The 17,084-nt window shown below is 73.0% G+C and carries 12 protein-coding genes; 8 read left to right on the forward strand and 4 right to left on the reverse strand.

What is annotated here, in order from left to right; all coding sequences use genetic code 11:
- Genes qcrC through qcrB form a run of 3 tightly spaced genes read left to right on the forward strand, consistent with a single transcriptional unit; the run spans window position 1 to window position 3,598 of the window.
- Entirely contained in the window at window positions 1–810 is an 810-nt protein-coding gene (gene qcrC / locus ACRAKH_RS07770; RefSeq protein WP_380723780.1) for a cytochrome bc1 complex diheme cytochrome c subunit, read from the forward strand.
- Window positions 807–1,931, forward strand: a complete 1,125-nt coding sequence (gene qcrA, locus ACRAKH_RS07775) for a cytochrome bc1 complex Rieske iron-sulfur subunit (RefSeq protein WP_380723781.1) — start codon at window positions 807–809, stop codon at window positions 1,929–1,931. The genes qcrC and qcrA overlap by 4 nt, the downstream gene beginning before the upstream one ends.
- Window positions 1,928–3,598 (forward strand): cytochrome bc1 complex cytochrome b subunit, encoded by a 1,671-nt coding sequence (gene qcrB, locus ACRAKH_RS07780; RefSeq protein WP_380723782.1) that lies wholly within the window; start codon window positions 1,928–1,930, stop codon window positions 3,596–3,598. The genes qcrA and qcrB overlap by 4 nt, the downstream gene beginning before the upstream one ends.
- A 209-nt stretch (window positions 3,599–3,807) precedes the next feature.
- Here qcrB and ACRAKH_RS07785 read toward each other — a convergent pair whose 3' ends face one another.
- Together ACRAKH_RS07785 and ACRAKH_RS07790 are read right to left on the reverse strand one after the other, a co-directional pair.
- Window positions 3,808–4,092: an Lrp/AsnC family transcriptional regulator gene (locus ACRAKH_RS07785; RefSeq protein ID WP_158840431.1), complete on the reverse strand. Its 285-nt coding sequence runs from the start codon at window positions 4,090–4,092 to the stop codon at window positions 3,808–3,810.
- Between the two features lie 42 nt (window positions 4,093–4,134).
- Window positions 4,135–5,838, reverse strand: a complete 1,704-nt coding sequence (locus tag ACRAKH_RS07790) for a DEDD exonuclease domain-containing protein (protein WP_447009708.1) — start codon at window positions 5,836–5,838, stop codon at window positions 4,135–4,137.
- Window positions 5,839–6,100: 262 nt separating this feature from the next.
- Between ACRAKH_RS07790 and ACRAKH_RS07795 the strand changes: the two genes are divergently transcribed.
- From ACRAKH_RS07795 to ACRAKH_RS07810, 4 genes are all read left to right on the forward strand, one after another.
- The gene (locus tag ACRAKH_RS07795; protein WP_447009709.1) at window positions 6,101–7,459 is read left to right on the forward strand and encodes an NYN domain-containing protein; all 1,359 of its coding nucleotides are present in this window, start codon (window positions 6,101–6,103) and stop codon (window positions 7,457–7,459) included.
- A gap of 297 nt (window positions 7,460–7,756) precedes the next feature.
- Window positions 7,757–8,800, forward strand: a complete 1,044-nt coding sequence (locus ACRAKH_RS07800) for a C40 family peptidase (protein ID WP_380730651.1) — start codon at window positions 7,757–7,759, stop codon at window positions 8,798–8,800.
- A 61-nt stretch (window positions 8,801–8,861) separates the two neighbouring features.
- On the forward strand, window positions 8,862–10,124 hold the full coding sequence (locus ACRAKH_RS07805) for a basic secretory protein-like protein (RefSeq protein WP_447009710.1): 1,263 nt from the start codon (window positions 8,862–8,864) through the stop codon (window positions 10,122–10,124).
- A 43-nt stretch (window positions 10,125–10,167) separates the two neighbouring features.
- Window positions 10,168–11,298, forward strand: coding sequence for a glycosyltransferase family 4 protein (locus ACRAKH_RS07810; protein WP_380729786.1), 1,131 nt, complete (start codon window positions 10,168–10,170; stop codon window positions 11,296–11,298).
- Here the strand turns inward: ACRAKH_RS07810 and ACRAKH_RS07815 are convergent, their stop codons facing one another.
- Window positions 11,299–14,202, reverse strand: a complete 2,904-nt coding sequence (locus ACRAKH_RS07815; RefSeq protein WP_447009711.1) for a BTAD domain-containing putative transcriptional regulator — start codon at window positions 14,200–14,202, stop codon at window positions 11,299–11,301.
- A gap of 569 nt (window positions 14,203–14,771) precedes the next feature.
- Complete coding sequence (locus ACRAKH_RS07820) at window positions 14,772–16,580, reverse strand: AMP-dependent synthetase/ligase (RefSeq protein ID WP_380729800.1); 1,809 nt, start codon at window positions 16,578–16,580, stop codon at window positions 14,772–14,774.
- A 112-nt stretch (window positions 16,581–16,692) separates the two neighbouring features.
- Here ACRAKH_RS07820 and ACRAKH_RS07825 point away from each other — a divergent pair, with 112 nt between their 5' ends.
- On the forward strand, window positions 16,693–17,073 hold the full coding sequence (locus tag ACRAKH_RS07825) for a polyketide cyclase / dehydrase and lipid transport (RefSeq protein WP_380729802.1): 381 nt from the start codon (window positions 16,693–16,695) through the stop codon (window positions 17,071–17,073).
- Window positions 17,074–17,084 lie beyond the last annotated feature (11 nt).

The following is a 17,084-nucleotide window of genomic DNA, read 5'->3' on the forward strand; positions in this document are numbered from 1 at the left end:
ATGACCACCAACACCACACGGGCCCGGAAGCGCGGCACCAAGCTGCGCAGGCGGATCTCGGGCCTGCTCGCGCTGGGCTTCGCGCTGCTGGCCGCGGGCTTCCTGTTCAGCGCCCTCGCGCCGCAGCCGCAGACCGCGCAGGCGCAGGACGACCCGGCGCAGGTGCGACTGGGCGAGCAGCTCTACAACAACACCTGCATCAGCTGTCACGGCAAGAACCTCGACGGCGTCGAGGACCGCGGCCCCAGCCTGATCGGCGTGGGCGAGGCGGCCGTGTACTTCCAGGTGTCGTCCGGCCGCATGCCGATGGCCCGCCAGGAGGCGCAGGCGCTGCGCAAGCCCGCCAAGTTCACGCCGGAGGAGGTGGACGCGCTCGGCGCGTTCATCCAGTCCCGCGGCGGCGGTCCGCAGACGCCCGAGGAGCGCGGTGAGGCCCTGCGCGGCGAGGACCCGGCCCGCGGTGGCGAGCTGTTCCGGCTCAACTGCGCGGCGTGCCACAACTTCACCGGCCGCGGCGGGGCGCTGTCGTCCGGCAAGTTCGCGCCCGAGCTCGACGGCGTGACCGAGGAGCAGCTGTACACCGCGATGCTCACGGGCCCGCAGAACATGCCGAAGTTCTCCGACCGGCAGCTCACGCCGGAGGAGAAGGAAGACATCATCGCTTACATCAAGTCGGTGACCGACGGGAACAACAACCCCGGCGGCGCCCCCCTCGGCGGCCTCGGGCCGGTATCGGAGGGTCTGATCGCGTTCATCGTGGGTATCGCCGCCCTGATCGGCGTGACCCTCTGGATCGGAGCCAAGGCATGAGCGGCGTGAAGCCGAACGAGCTCCCCGACGAGGCGGAACTCGCCGGGATGAGCCGGGACGAGCTGGTCAAGCTCGGGACCAGCATGGACGGCGTCGAGCTCGTCCACTACGAGGAGCGGTGGCCGGTCAAGGGCACCCGCGCGGAGCGCCGCGCCGAGCGCCTGGTGGCCCTGTGGTTCGCCATCGCCGCGCTCGCCGGCATCGCGTTCCTCGTGGCCTTCATCTGGTGGCCGTGGAAGTACCAGGCCCCGCACGGCACCGACCACATCCTGTACAGCCTGTACACGCCGGTCATCGGCCTCACCCTGGGCCTGTCGATCCTCGCCCTGGGCGTCGGCGCACTGCTGTACACGAAGAAGTTCATCCCGGAGGAGCTGGCCGTCCAGCAGCGCCACGACGGCGGGTCGTCCGAGGTCGACAAGGCCACGGTCATCGCGGAGCTGGCCGACGCCGGTCAGCGCTCGACGATCGGCCGCCGGTCGCTCATCAAGCGGACCGCGGGCCTCGGCGCCGGCGTGTTCGGCCTGGGTGTCCTGGCCGTGCCGCTCGGCGGCCTGATCAAGAACCCGTGGGCGGACAGCGACTCCAAGGACTCGCTCTGGCACACCGGCTGGAAGGCGGAGAACGGCGAGAAGGTCTACCTGCGCAACTACACCGGCGACCCGCACGAGGTGCAGCTGGTGCGCCCGGAGGACCTGGAGGCCGGCGGTTACATGACCGTCTTCCCGTTCCGGGAGTCCGAGCGCGAGGACGAGCACGCGCTCATCGTGGCCACCAAGCGGGCCGACAACCCGGTCCTCCTGCTGCGCTTCCGCCCTGGTCAGAAGATCGTCAAGCGTGCGGGCCAGGAAGACTTCAACTACGGTGACCTGTACGCGTACTCGAAGATCTGCACCCACCTCGGGTGCCCGGCGTCGCTCTACGAGCAGCAGACCGGCCTGCTCCTCTGCCCCTGCCACCAGTCGCAGTTCGACGTCTTCCACTACGGCAAGCCCCGGTTCGGCCCGGCGACCCGCGCCCTGCCCCAGCTTCCGATCACGGTGGACGAGGACGGATACTTGATTGCCCGCAGCGACTTCATCGAGGCTGTGGGTCCGGCGTTCTGGGAGCGTAAGTCATGAGCGGCATCACCACGCCGACCAAGCGGCAGGGCGCAGCCGCCCGCGCGGCGGGTGGCGCCGCCAAGTGGGCCGACGACCGGTTCCACATGGCCGGTGGCCTGCGGAAACAGCTGAACAAGGTGTTCCCGACGCACTGGTCGTTCCTGCTCGGCGAGATCGCCCTCTACAGCTTCATCGTGCTGCTGCTCTCGGGCACGTACCTCGCGCTGTTCTTCGACCCCTCCATGGAGGAGGTCATCTACGACGGCTCGTTCCAGAACCTGCAGAACGTGCCGATGTCGCGGGCGTTCGAGTCGACGCTGGAGATCAGCTTCGACGTCCGGGGCGGCTTGTTCGTGCGCCAGGTCCACCACTGGGCGGCGCTGCTGTTCATGGGCGCGATCGTCATCCACATGTTCCGGATCTTCTTCACCGGCGCGTTCCGCCGCCCGCGTGAGATCAACTGGGTCATCGGCATCGTGCTGTTCATGCTCGGCGCGATCGAGGGCTTCCTCGGCTACTCGCTGCCCGACGACCTGCTGTCCGGCACGGGCCTGCGGGTGATGGCGGCGCTGCTGATCTCGATCCCGGTGATCGGCACGTGGCTCAACTGGCTGGCGTTCGGCGGCGAGTTCCCCGGCACGGAGATCATCCCGCGGCTCTACACGCTGCACATCCTGGTGATCCCGGGCATCATCCTGGCGCTGATCGCGGTCCACCTCGGACTCGTCTGGTACCAGAAGCACACCCAGTTCCCGGGGGTGGGCCGCAAGGAGACCAACGTCGTCGGCGTCCGCATCATGCCGGTGTTCGCGGCCAAGGGCGGCGGCTTCTTCGCGCTGGTCGTCGGCGTCACCGCGATCATGGGCGGCGTGTTCCAGATCAACCCGGTGTGGAACTTCGGCCCGTACAACGCCGGTCAGGTGTCGGCAGGCGTGCAGCCTGACTGGTACATGGGGTGGACGGACGGCCTGATCCGCCTGTGGCCCGCGTGGGAGCTCTACCTGGGCGACTACACGGTGCCGGAGCCGTTCCTGCCGTTCATGCTCGGCCTGCCGCTGCTGACCGGCCTCGCCGCGGTGTACCCGTGGATCGAGCGCAAGATGACCAAGGACTACGCGCACCACAACCTGCTCCAGCGGCCCCGCGACGTGCCCGTTCGGACGTCGCTCGGCGCGATGGCGATCTCGTACTTCATGGTGCTGCTGATTTCGGGCGGCAACGACATCATCGCCATGAAGTTCGACATCTCGCTGAACGCGATGACGTGGGCGGGCCGCATCGGCATGCTCCTCATCCCGCCGCTGGCGTACTTCATCACCTACCGCATCTGCATCGGCTTGCAGCGCGCGGACCGCGAGGTGCTGGAGCACGGTGTCGAGACCGGCATCATCAAGCGCCTGCCGCACGGCGAGTTCATCGAGATCCACCAGCCGCTGGGCCCGGTCGACGACCACGGCCACCCGCTGCCGCTGGAGTACCAGGGCGCCTCGGTGCCGAAGAAGATGAACAAGCTGGGTTCGGCCGGGCACCCGGTGCCGGGCAGCTTCCTGACGCCGGACGCGCCGGAGGAGACCGCCGCCCTGGCTCGTGCCCGGGCCGAGCGCGGCGTCTCGGGCGACACGCTGAGCGGCGAGAACAAGCCCGCGGGGGAACTGGCCGGCAAGCCGGCGCAGCCCGAGGACTGACCGTTCGCCGGAAGGGCCCCGCACCTGGGTCAGGTGCGGGGCCCTTCCGCGTGCGTGGGGCTCGGAGGTTCGGCGGTGGCACGCCCCGGCCGGCGTCCGCCTGCCGCCGTGGGGTGGCCGGAGCCGTCCGACGATGAGCGCGGACGAGCACGCCGCAGCTCACCCACGAGGGCTGCGACGCCCTCGCCGGCCGGCCGCGCGTGGCGTGATCAGGCGTCTTCGAGGCCGATGGCGAACGCCGCGTCCGTGTCGCGCTTCGAGTACGACCGGAACGAGATGTGGGTGTCCGTGTTCAGCACGCCGGGCACCTTGGAGATGTGGCCGGGCACCAGGTCGGCGAGGTCCTCGTGCCGGGCGACCTTGACCAGGGCGATCAGGTCGACGTCGCCGGCGCACGAGTAGACCTCGGTGACGCCCTCGATGTCGGCGATCGCCTGCGCCGCGTCCGGGATGGATTCGGCGGCGGCCTGGATCAGCACGATCGCGGTGATCACAGCGGTCCTCCACAAGTCGTCGGGGTATCGACCGACCACATGCTAGTGGCCCGCCTCCCGGTACTGGTCGCGACCGGCCTCGGCGCGCGCCAACCACTCGCGCCACGCCCCGGCGGCGAACGCGGGCGACGTCCACGGGCGGTCGCAGTGCACGAGTCGCGTGCCCGGCCGGTCGAGCCACCGCAGCACCACGCCGACCTCCTCGGGCGGCGCGCCGAACAGCGGCCCCTCGGCGGGGACCACGGTCTCCGCGGACGCCACCAGGGCGTCGACGACGGGCATGGGCCGCACGCCCCGCCGCGCCACCCCGGCCGACGCCAGCCGGCCGTGCCGCACCACGGCGAACTCCCACCCGCCCGCGCCGTCGGGGCGCGCCGCCACCACTTCGGGCAGCGCCGCCAGGCCGGCCAGGCGCTGTGCCCGGTCCAGCGACCGCAGCAACGACGACATGCGGTCACGGCGGGTCGCCGCGTCCTCGAACCGGTGCGCCTCGGCCAGCGCGTCGATCTGCGCGGTGAGGCCGTGCAGCGGCGCGACGTCCGTCCCGGCGACCAGCCCGCGGAAGGCGTCGACGGCGGGGGAGTAGTCGTCCGCCGACTGCCGTCCCGCGCACGGCGCCTTGCACCGTCCCAGCTCGAACAGGGCGCACGGCGTGGCGGACGCGTTGCGCGCCGGTATCCGGATCGAGCACGCCCGCAACGGCACGGTCTCCAGCAGGGCCTCCAGGGCCGCCTCGGCCAGCCGCCGGGACCGGAACGGGCCGAACGCGCCGTCACGGGCCGTGCGGACCACCGAGAGGCGCGGAAACGCCTCGTCCGTCAGCACGAGCCACCACGCCTGCGCCTGGTTCTTCGACCGCCGGTTGTAGGCGGGCTTGTGCGCGGTCAGCAGCCGCAGCTCCCGCACCTCCGCCTCCAGCGAGTGCGCGCACTCGACCGCGTCCACCCGGACGGCCAGCGCGACCATCTCGCGCAGCCGCTTCCGCCCCTCGCTCGCGGTGAAGTACTGCCGCACCCGCCGCCGCAGGTTCGACGCCGTGCCGACGTACAGGACCTCTTCGGACGGCCCGCGGAACAGGTAGACGCCGGGCGTGGACGGCAGGTCGGCCGCGAGCGTCCGCTTGCGCCGCTGCGCCGGCGTCACCTCCGGCAGGTAGGCGACCAGCTCCTCCAGCGAGTGCACGCCGACCGACCCGACCCGCTCCAGCAGGTGGTGCAGCACCTCGACGGTCGCCCGGGCGTCGATCAGGGCGCGGTGGTTCGGCTGGACGGACACGCCGAACAGCTGCGCCAGCGCCGACAGCCGGCAGCTCGGCGCCTCGTCCCGGCTGAGCACGCGGCGCGCCAGCCGGACCGTGCACACCACCGTCGGCTTCGGCCACGCGTACCCGTACCGGGCGCACGCCGCCTTGATGAAGCCCACGTCGAAGCCCGAGTTGTGCGCCACCAGCACCGCGCCGGCGGCGAACTCCAGGAACGCGGGCAGCACCGTGCCCAGCCGAGGCGCGCCGGTCACCATCAGCTGGGTGATCCCCGTGAGCGCCACGACCTGCGGCGGGATGCCGCGCTCGGGGTCGACGAGCGTCGCGAACTCGCCGATGACCCGCCCGCCGCGCACCTTCACCGCCCCGATCTCGGTGATCGAGTCGCCGTCCGCCCGGCCACCCGTCGTCTCCAGGTCGAACACGACGAACGTGGTCTCGCGCAGCGGGGTGCCCAGTTCGTCGAACGTGAGCTGAGTAGTCATCGCGGGGCACCGTAGCGGCGGGGTCCGACAGTGTTGGGTGGCCGCTGCTCCGCAGGCGGCGGCTCGGTCGCTTCGAAGTCGGTCGTTCGCGACTGTGTCTGCGGCCGCTGCTCCGCAGGCGGCGGCTCGGTCGCTATGAGGTCGGTCGTTCGCGCCGGTTTTCGTGGCGATCGAAAAGCGTGATCGCCACGAAAACCGGCGCGAACGACCGACGCGACCTCGCGGGCGGGTCGGTGCTGGTGGACACGGCTAGCCTGTACGGGTGCAAGACCCGATTGAGCCGGCGGATCCTGGCGGCGACCTGGGCGGCGAGGAGCCGGACCCGGTCGTCGAGTCCACTGTGGACTGGTCTGCCCTGCCCGAGCCGCTGCGCCTGCGGCTCGCCGAGTTGTGCGCGGACGCGTTGGGGGACTTGGCGAAGGTCGACGTGCCGCAGTCGTTGCGCGCGGTGGCGCGGTTCGCGCCCACGAAGCGGGCGCGGTTGGGCGGCCCCGCGTTGATCGGCGCGCTGAAGGTGTCGGCGAACTTCCGCGCCGCGGTGGTGGAGTGGCTGCGGCGCAACCGGCCGGCGGCGTTGGAGGTGACCTCTCCCGACCCGGTGGCGGCGGGCGCCGCGGCGGTGCTGCAGGGCGACGAGGTGGCGGGCCACTTCATCGAGCTGGTCGGCCGGCGGGCGGCGGACGCGGCGCTGCGGTCCGAACGGGACTTGGCGGTGCAGCGGGCCGAGCGGCTGGACGCGGAGCTGGAGCGGCTGCGGGCGGAGCGGGCCGAGGCGGGCGGCGCGGCGGACAAGATCCGCGAGGAGGCCGAGGTCGAGCTGGAGCGGCTGCGGAAGCGGCTGCGCGAGCAGGGCGTGCGGCTGCGCGAGGCCAAGGACCGGGCCGAGTCGGCGGCGGCCGAGGTGGAGCGGGTGCGCGCGGAGGCGGAGGCCGAGCTGCGCCGGTTGACCGCCGAACGGGACCGGGAACGGGAACGGGCGGAGCACGAGCGGGCGAAGGCGCAGCGGGCCGTGGCGGACGCCGAGGTGGCGCGCCAGTCGGCGAAGGAGGCCCGCCAGGCCGACGAGGTGCGGTTGGCGCTGCTCGTGGACACGCTGGACGGCGCGGTGAACGGCCTGCGCCGCGAGCTGGCGCTGGGCGGCGCCGGGCCGCGGCCCGCGGACCTGGTGCGCGGGGCGAGCGCGGCGCAGGGCGCGGTGGGCCGGGTGGAGGACCCGGCGGCGTTGGACCGGCTGCTGGCGCTGCCCGCCGTCCACTTGATCGTGGACGGCTACAACGTCACCAAGACCGGTTATCCGGAGTTGTCGTTGTCGGACCAGCGGGACCGGCTGGTGCACCAGTTGGCGGTGCTGGCGGCGCGCACCGGCGCGGAGGTGACGCTGGTGTTCGACGGCGCCGGGGTGGTGGCCGTGCCGACGTCGGCGCCGCGCGGGGTCCGGGTGCTGTTCAGCGATCCCGGTGTGCTGGCGGACGACGTGATCCGGGCGTTGGTGACGGCGGAGCCGGAGGGCCGTCCGGTGGTCGTGGTGACGTCGGACCGGGCGGTGGCCGATTCCGTCCGACGGCGGGGCGCGCACCCGGTGCCGTCCGCGGTGCTCTTGGCCCGCCTGGGCCGGGTGTGACACAAATCGTGTTTTTAACACCACCGGCGGTCACACGACCAGGTCACAGCTAGGCCGTTCGGTAACAGTCGTGAACCAGGGCGGTTTTCCGCGTCCCGCTAGTGGACGCCGGGTCTCACGTTTCGTAACCTAGCCGAGATCTCGCGGCGGGCTGTGGTCCATCCTGGGCTGCGACGCGGGTTCACCGCCGAATCGGCCTGTCGGGGAGCCGAGCCGGAAACTCGAATCACGAGGACTGTCGGGCTGCGTCACGCGCCCGGCCGGTAGGCGGTTCACACGAAGGAGACTCACGCGACTGTGGCGTCGCAACGACTCAAGCGCGGCCTGCGCGGGGCGATGGCGGCCACGGCGGTGGCCGCTGCGGCGGTGGGCGTCATGCCCGTACCCGCCGGAGCTCAGCCGAACACCCCCGCGAACGCCTCCGAGGCGCTGAAGAAGTACAACGAGCTGGCCGAAGAGGCCACGAAGCTCAACGAAGAGCTGCTGCGCGCCGAAGAGCAGCGCAACGCCAACCAGGCGAAGCTGGACGAGGCGAACGCCGCCCTCGCCCAGGCGACCCAGGCGGGCGACCAGGCGAAGACCGACGAGGAGAACTTCCGCGTCCAGGTCGACAAGCTGACCGAGGCGTCGTTCGAGGGCGCCCGCTTCAACCAGCTGTCGGCCCTGCTGGTCTCCGACTCCCAGCAGGACTTCCTGAACCGCATGTCGGCGCTCGGCGTCCTGGCGGCGGACAACGAAGAGGCCCTCGACAAGCTCGCCGGCGCCGTCAACGCGGCCGAGGACGCGCGGGTCAAGGCGGCGGACGCCCAGAGCGCCGCGCAGGCGGCGACGGACGAGGCGATCCGGATCGCCGACGACATCAAGAAGCGCCAGACCGAGCTGCAGGGCCAGATCACCGAGGTCCGCAACCAGCTCAACCGGCTGACGGCGCAGGAGCGGAACACGCTGCGCGACCCCGGCCAGCCCCCCACGAACGTCTCCGTGCCCGCGGGCGCGGCGGGTGCGGCGCTCCAGTTCGCGCTGGACCAGATCGGCGACATGTACTCGTACGGCGCGACCGGCCCGCACGTCTGGGACTGCTCCGGCCTCACCATGAAGTCGTACGCGGCGGCGGGCGTGAGCATCCCGCGCACGAGCCAGGGCCAGGCGGGCGCCGGGCGTGCGGTGTCGCGCGGCGAGGTCACCGCGGGCGACCTGATCATCTACAACGGCGGCATGCACGTCGGCATGGCCGTCGACAACGGCCGCGTCGTGCACGCGTCCACCGACGGCGTCCCGGTCAAGATCGTGTCGTTGGAGGCGCCGGGCTCGATCTACGCCATGCGCCGCATCGCGGGCTGACAACCGTCGTCCAGCAGGGCCATCCTGGTCGGGGTGGCCCTGCTGACGTCTTGGGAGGCTCGTGAGCCGCTACCGGGTGCTGCTGGCCGTGCTCGTGGCCGTGACGTTCCTCGCCGGGCTGGGGGTGGCCGTGGTCCCGGCGGGCACGCCCGCGCCGCCCGCCGTCGCCGAGAGCGCCGCGCCGCGGGCCGACGACGTCCGGTCGCTGCTGGAACGGCGGGCGCGGGCCGTGCTGGAGCGCGACGAGACCGCGTTCACCGCCGACCTCGACCCGCTGGCCGACGCCGGGTTCCGGCAACGGCAGCGCGACCTGTTCCGCAACCTCGCCGCCGTGCCGTTGGCCGAGTGGGAGTACCGGCTGTCCGGCGAGACGGACGTCTCCTCGCTGGACCTGCCCGCCGCCGACGAGTCGTGGGCGCCGGACGTCCGGCTGGCCTACCGGCTGCGCGGTGTCGACGTCGAGGCCAGCACGCAGGGCATGGCGTACCTGTTCACCCGGCGCGGCGACCGCTGGTACCTGAACTCCGACACCGCGCTGGAGCCCCTGGGCAAGCGGACGTGGCGCGGGCCGTGGGACTTCGGGCCGTGCCACGTGCTCACCGGCTCCGGCGGGTTCGTGCTGAGCCACCCCGGCGGAGAGGCGCTGGCCGCACGGGTGCTGGCCGAGCTGGACGGCGCCGTGACCGCGGTGACGGAGGTGTGGGGCGAGGCGTGGGCGCGGCAGGTCGCCGTGCTGATCCCGGCGGGCCCGGACGAGATGCGCGCGCTGGTCGGCCCCGGTTTCGCCACCGGCGCGATCGCCGGCGTGGCGGTGGCCGACCGGGTGGACACCGAGAAGCACACGGCCCGCGGCCAACGGGTCGTGCTGAACCCGGACAGCGCGGGCGCGTTGTCGCCCCTGTCGCTGCGCGTGCTGCTCCGGCACGAGATCACGCACGTCGCCGCGCGCGGTGAGACGGTCGACGGCGCGCCGATGTGGCTGCTGGAGGGGTTCGCGGACTACGTGGGCTACCGGGGCAGCGACGTGCCGCCGCGCAAGGCCGCGCCGCTGCTCGCCGCGCAGCTGCGGGACGGCCCGCCGACCGCGCTGCCGTCCGACGACGCCTTCCGCGGTGACGGGATGGAGCTGGCCTACCAGCAGTCGTGGTCGCTGAACCTGCACCTGGCGTCACGGCTGGGCGAGCCGGGCCTGGTGGACCTGTACCGGCGGCTCGCGCGGGTTCGGGCGTCCGAAGTGGACGCCGTGCTGGTGGAGGTCACCGGCGAGGACACGGCGGCGCTGGTGCGCGGCTGGCAGGACTTCCTGCGGCGGGAGTTGGGCTGACAGCGCCGGCACGGGACGCCGGCAGGTCACGTAACGTGGGCGCGTGCGTCGGACCCTGTTGGTGACCAATGACTTCCCACCCCGGCCCGGTGGCATCCAGGCCTACCTGCACGCGTTGGCCGTGCGGCTGCCGGAGCTGGTGGTGTACGCGCCGTCGTGGGAGTCGCCGGCGGGCTCGCACCCGGAGTTCGACGCGGCGCAGCCGTTCGAGGTGGTGCGCCACCCCGGCACGTTGATGCTGCCGACGCCCGACGTGGTGCGGCGCGCGTCGGACATCCTGCGCGGAGCGCGCTGCGACGCCGTGTGGTTCGGCGCGGCGGCCCCGTTGGCGTTGATGACGTCACGGCTGCGCGCCGCCGGGGCCTCGCGCGTGCTGGCGTCGACGCACGGGCACGAGGTCGGGTGGTCCATGCTGCCGGGCGCGCGGCAGGCGTTGCGGCGCATCGGGTCCGACGTGGACGTGGTGACGTTCGTGAGCCGGTACACGCGGTCGCGGTTCGCGGCGGCGTTCGGGCCGATGGCGGCGCTGGAGCACCTGCCGTCCGGTGTGGACACCTCGGTGTACGCGCCGTCGCCCGCCGCGCGGGAGGAGGTCCGCGCCCGGTACGGGCTGGGCGACCGGCCGGTGGTGGTGTGCGTGTCCCGCCTCGTGCCGCGCAAGGGTCAGGACGTGCTGGTGCGGGCGTTGCCGGAGATCCGGCGGCGGGTGCCCGGCGCGGCGCTGCTCGTGGTGGGCGGCGGGCCGTACCGGGCGACGCTGGAACGGCTGGCCGCGTCGGTCGGGGTGTCCGAGCACGTGGTGCTGACCGGTTCCGTGCCGTGGGAGGAGCTGCCCGCGCACTACAACGCGGGTGACGTGTTCGCCATGCCGTGCCGCACGCGGGGCCGCGGGCTGGACGTCGAGGGGCTCGGGATCGTCTACCTGGAGGCGTCGGCCACCGGGCTGCCGGTCGTCGCGGGACGGTCGGGCGGCGCGCCGGAGACCGTGCGCGACGGCGTGACCGGGCGCGTGGTGGACGGCCGTGACGTCACGGAGGTCGCGGGCGCCGTGGCCGGCCTGCTGGCCGACCCGGAGACCGCCGCCAAGATGGGCGCGGCCGGCCGCGAGTGGGTCACCGACCACTGGCGCTGGGACGACCTGGCCGACCGCCTGGTCGCGTTGATCGACGGCTGATCAGCGGCCGTCCCCGGGCGTGCCGGCCAGGGCGTCCTCGACGGCGGCCAGCTCGGCGCGCGCCGAGCGCTCGGTGACGCGGAGGCCGAGCCTCGTGGTGAGGGCCACGGCCTGGGTCGCCAGGGCCTTCGCCTCCGCCGGCTGGCCCAGGAGCCGGCGCACGCCCGCCAGGCCGACCAGTGCCCGCGCCTCGCCCGGCAGGTAGCCGATGCGGCGCGCCTTCGTGAGCGCCTGCTGGAACTGCTCGTCGGCGGTCCGCAGCGAGCCGAGGCCCCGGTTCGCGGACGCCATCACCACCAGCACGTTCGTGGTGATCCGCTGGTCGCCGTCCTCGCGCAGCTCGGCCAGCGCCGCGTCCGCCAGCTCCAGCGCCTCGGCGTGCTCGCCGAGGTCCAGCCGGACCGACGCGATGCTCTCCAGCACGCGTGCCGTCGCCTCCCGGAAACCGGCCTCGGTCGACAGGCGCAACGCCTCCGCCAGGTGCGACAGCGCGCGCTGCGGTTCGCCCATGTGCTGCGACGCCACACCGAGCAGCGTCAACGCGGTGATCTCGCTGCCGCGCAACCCGTGCTCCACGCTGATCGCCAACGCCTCGCCGAGCAGGTCCACCGCCTCGGCCAGCTCGCCCGTCTCGATCGCCAGCACGCCCAACCCGGTCAGCACGCCCGCCTCGCCCGACCGCGGCCCGCCCGACTCGCGCTGCAGCGCCAAGCACGTCTCCAGGTCGTTGCGCGCCGACGCCAGGTCGCCCGACTCCAGCCGCACCACGCCGAGGTTGCCGCGCACGCCGGCCTCCGACGCCAGGTCGCCCGACAGCCGGTGCAGCTCCACGGCCCGCGTGTAGTGCGCGATGGACGTGGCGAAGTCGCCGAGCCGCCAGTGCAGCGTGCCGAGGTTCTGGTGCATCGCCGCCTCGCCCGCGACGTCGCGCTGCTCGTGCGCCGCGTCCAGGCCGTACCGGGCGGTCGACAGCCACTCGGTGACGTGCTTGCCGATCCACAGGTACCCGCGCAGGCCGTCCGCCAGCAGCCACGACACCGCCGCCGGCCCGCGCTCGGCCGCCGACCGGATCGCCGCGGTGAGGTTCGCCCGCTCCGCGTCCAGCCACGCCCGCGCCTGCGCGGCCGTCTCGATCCGGGGCAGCCGCACCGCGCGGCCCACCTTCGCGGGCAGCCGCATCAGGTCCGGGTACAGCAGCTCGGCGCAGTGGTCCACGGCCCGCACGTAGAACTCCAGCAGCCGGACCCGCGCCGCGCCCACCTGCTCGGGCGACTCCAGGTCCGCCACCCCGGCGGCGAACCGGGCCAGCTCGTCGTGGAAGGCGTACCGGCCGCCGGCGGACCGCACCAGCCGTGCCGCCGCGAGCTGGTCGAGCAGCGCGGCGGCCTCCGGCACGGGCAGGTCGGCCGCGTTCGCCGCCGCCTCGGTGGTGAAGTCCGGCCCCGGCACCACGCTCAGCAGCCCGAACAGCCGGCGCGCGCCCGGCGTGAGGGCGGCGTGCGCGAGGTCCAGCGGACGGCGGTCGCCCAGCCGTTCGAGGTACCGCGCCACCGGGCCGTTGCCGACCGACGCGGCAGCGATGCCCAGCGTCAGAGGCAGGTGGCCGCACCGCCGCGCCAGCTCCTCCGCCGCCGGCCCGGTCCGCCGCAGCACGGCCAGCGACTCGGCCGGCTCCAGCACGTCCAGCTTCACCCGGCGGGCGCCGTCGACGGCGATCAGGCCGCGCAGGTCGTCCCGGCTGGTCACCACCACCGGGCAGCTCGCCGCGCCCGGCAGCAGCGGCCGGACCTGGTCCGGCGCGGCGGCGTTGTCGAGCACCAGCAGCATCCGCCGTCCCGTGAGGAGGGAGCGGAACAGGGTGCTCTGCTCGTCCACGTCCACGGGGATCTGCTCCGGCGGCACGCCCAGCGCCCGCAGGAACCGGGTCAGCACCTCCACCACCGGCGTCGCCGGCCCGAGCGCGTACCCGCGCAGGTCCACGTACAGCCGTCCGTCCGGGAACCGGTCCCGCAGCCGGTGCGCCACGTGCACCGCCAACGCCGTCTTGCCCACGCCCGGAACGCCGGTCAGCGCCACGATCGGCACGGCGGTGCGCGGCCCGTCCGGCGCGATCAGGCGGGAGATCCGGTCCACCAGCTCGTCGCGGCCGACGAAACCCGGCACGTCCGGCGGCAGCTGGTCCGGCACGTCGGGGTCGGCGCGGTCGGCGGGCGCGGCCAGGCTCGGGTCGCCGACCAGGATCGCCTGGTGCAGCTCGCGCAGCGCCGGGCCCGGCTCGATGCCCAGCTGCTCGTCCAGCATCCGGGCGACCAGCCGGAACGCCTCCAGCGCCTCGGCCTGGCGGCTGCCCCGGTACAGCGCCACCATCAGCTGCGCCCAGAACCGCTCGCGCAGCGGGTGGTCCGCGGTGAGCGACCGCAGCACGGGCACCAGCCGCTCGTGGTTGCCCAGGGCCAGCTCGACGTCGTTGCGCTCCTCGTGCACCACCAGGAGCCGTTCGGCGAGCCTCGGCACCTCGTCGTCCCGCAACGTGTCCGACGGGACGTCCGACAGCGCCGGGCCGCGCCATAGGCTCAGCGCGTCCGAGTAGAGGGCGGCGGCGTCCGCCAGGTGCCCCGACTGCGCGGCCTGCCGCGCTAAGCCGGCCGTGGTCGTGAACCGGTGCACGTCCACCTGCTCCGGCGGCACGACCAGCCGGTAACCGTCCGAAGTGGTCCGGATCAGCGACGGGTCGCCCAGGAGTTGCCGCAGCCGCATCACGTAGGTCTGCAACGTGCCCCGGGTGCGCGCGGGAGGGTCGCCGCCCCACAGGAACGACACCAGTTCGCCAATTGAGACGACCCGGCCGGCGCGCAGCGACAGCGCGGCCAGCAACGCCCGGTGCTTGCCCGCCCGAACCGACACCGGCTGACCCTGTATGCGCACTTCAAGGGGGCCGAGAAGGCCGAACCACGGCCCAGCGCCCATCCGATCGCGTCCCCTCGTTCCGCCTCCCCCGTGCACAGCCTAGGACGGCCGCTGACGGGACGAGTCATCACGGCGTCAGCGATACGACAGCGCGCTCCGGCACTCTTGAGTCGTCCCGGTTGGGGGACCGGGACAACAAAACTTCTCGGGTCCGCGCAAGCGGATACGCGATCACTGGGGGTCGGGTGGCCCGCACCGAAGTCTTCGGTGCGGGCCACCCGTCTTAGTACCGGCCCGAACTCCGCCAGAGACCGAGCCACGACCCGCGAGGCCGCGTCGGTCGTTCGCGACTCATTTCGCGGCGACCACGCTCTTCGGTCGCCGGGAAATCAGTCGCGAACGACCGACTTCCAGGCGGCCGAGCCGCGACGCCGGAGGCGGCGCAATCCAACACAGCGAACGACCGACTTCCAGGCGGCCGAGCCGCGACGCCGGAGGCGGCGCAATCCAACACAGCGAACGACCGACTCCCAGGCGGCCGAGCCGCGACGCCGGAGGCGGCGCAATCAAGCGCTGTAGATCGCTTCGATGTCCTGCTTGTAGGTGTTGGCCACGACGGCCCGCTTCAGCTTCAGGCTCGGGGTCATCTCGCCGCCCGCCTCGGTGAAGTCCACCGGCAGGATGCGGAACTTCTTGATCGCCTCCGCCTTGGACACGGCCTGGTTGGCCTCGTCCACCGCGGCCTGGATCACGCCGCGCAGCGTCTCGTCGTCGAGCAGGTCGGCGACGGTCGCGTCGGCGGGCTTGCCGTTCTGCTCCTTCCACGCCGGGAAGAACTCCGGGTCGATCGTGATCAGGGCGCCGATGAACGGCTGGGCGTCGCCGACGACCATGCACTGGCTGATCAGCGGGTGGGCGCGGAGGCGGTCCTCCAGCACGGCGGGCGAGACGTTCTTGCCGCCGGCGGTGACGATGATCTCCTTCTTGCGCCCGGTGATCTTCAGGAAGCCGTCGTCGTCCAGTTGGCCGAGGTCGCCGCTGTGGAACCAGCCGTCCTCCAGCGCCTCGGCGGTCGCCTCGGGGTTGTTCCAGTAGCTGCGGAAGACGACGTCGCCCTTGATCAGGATCTCGCCGTCCTCGGCGATGCGCACGGACGTGCCGACGACGGGCCGGCCGACGGTGCCGACGCGGAACGCCGCCTCGGTGTTCACGCACGCCGCCGCGCTCGTCTCGGTCAGGCCGTAGCCCTCCAGCACCGGCACGCCGACGCCGCGGAAGAAGTGCGCCAGCCGTTCGCCGAGCGGCGCGCCGCCGGACACGGCCGCGATGCACCGGCCGCCGAGCGCCGCCTGGAGCTTGCTGTAGACGAGCTTCGAGAACAGCGCGTGCTTGACCTTGAGCCCGAGGCCCGCGCCGCCCGTGTCCTGCGCCTGGCTGTACTCCACGGCGGTCGCCTCGGCGGCGTCGAAGATCTTGCCCTTGCCGGCCGCGTGCGCCTTCTGCTTCGCGCCGTTGTAGACCTTCTCGAACACGCGCGGCACGGCCACGACGAACGTGGGCCGGAACGACTGCAGGTCCTCCACCAGGTTCTTCACGTCGGCGGTGTGCCCCATCGTGACCCGCGTGTACAGGCCGCACACGGAGATCGCGCGGGCCAGGATGTGGGCCAGCGGCAGGAACACGAGCAGCGAGTTGCCGGCCTGCATGAGCTGCGGGAACGCGGCGATCGCGCCGCGCACCTCGGACAGCAGGTTGCGGTGCGTCAGCTCGCAGCCCTTGGGGCGGCCGGTCGTGCCGGAGGTGTAGACGATCGTCGCGGTGTCGTCGGCCGCCACCTCCTTGCGGCGCGCGCGGGCGTCCTCGTCGGACACCGACGCGCCCAGGGCGGTCAGCTCGTCGATCGCGCCGGCCGCGTCACCGGACGGGCCGTCGATCTGCCACACGTGCCGCACCTCGGGCAGGCCCGCGACCACCGCGTCCACCGTCGCGCGGTGGTCGGAGGTCTCCACGAACACGGCCTTCGCGGAGGAGTCGGACAGGATCCACTCGACCTGCTCGGCCGACGAGGTCTCGTAGATGGGCACCACGACGCCGCCGGCGTGCCAGATGGCGAAGTCGAGGAGGGTCCACTCGTAGCGGGTCTTGGACATCAGACCGACCCGCTCGCCGGGCTGGAGCCCCGCCGCGACCAGACCCTTGGCGATCGCGAGGACCTGCGCGGCGAAGTCGCGGGCGGTGATGTCCACCCACGTGCCGTCCACGCGGCGGCGGAAGCTGACGGCGTTGCCGAAGCGCTCCGCGTTCGCCCACACCATGTCGGTGAGGTTCTCCTCGGCAGCCACAGTGGCGGTGGCGGGGACGCTGAACTCGCGCACGTCGACCTCCGGACGTTTGTTTGTTACCGGTGGGGAAACCTAGCCTGTGATTCCGGCGATACACCAGGCCGGCGGGTGGTTCCGTAACCGTGTCGTGGCACTCTTCCCAGCCGTGCCCAGTGTCGACGTCGTGGACGAGACGTTCCTCGCAGTGCCTCCGGCCGTGGTCGCCGCCGCGTTCGCGCCACCGTCCGTGTGGTCGGAGTTCTGGCCCGACCTGGCCTTGGAGGTCTACGCCGACCGGGGGATGCAGGGGTTGCGCTGGACGGTGGCCGGCGCGTTGGTCGGAACGATGGAGGTGTGGCTGGAGCCCGTCCTCGACGGGACGCTCCTGCACTACTTCCTCCGGGCCGACCTGCCCGGCGAGGCGTCCGACAAGCGGGTCCGGCAGGAGGTGCGCCGCCGCCAGCTCGCCGCCAAGGAGGTCTCCCTCGGGCTGAAGCTGGCGCTGGAGGCCGGCCGCCCGCCCGGGGTGCCGCCCGCGCTGCCGTAGATTTGGCTCCC

This window comes from Saccharothrix hoggarensis (genome assembly GCF_052936025.1).

Coding starts and splice junctions, on each gene's coding strand:
- qcrC (WP_380723780.1), top strand. CDS start 1: ATGACCACCAACACCACACGGGCCCGGAAGCGCGGCACCAAGCTGCGC.
- qcrA (WP_380723781.1), top strand. CDS start 807: ATGAGCGGCGTGAAGCCGAACGAGCTCCCCGACGAGGCGGAACTCGCC.
- ACRAKH_RS07790 (WP_447009708.1), bottom strand. CDS start 5,838: ATGACTACTCAGCTCACGTTCGACGAACTGGGCACCCCGCTGCGCGAG.
- qcrB (WP_380723782.1), top strand. CDS start 1,928: ATGAGCGGCATCACCACGCCGACCAAGCGGCAGGGCGCAGCCGCCCGC.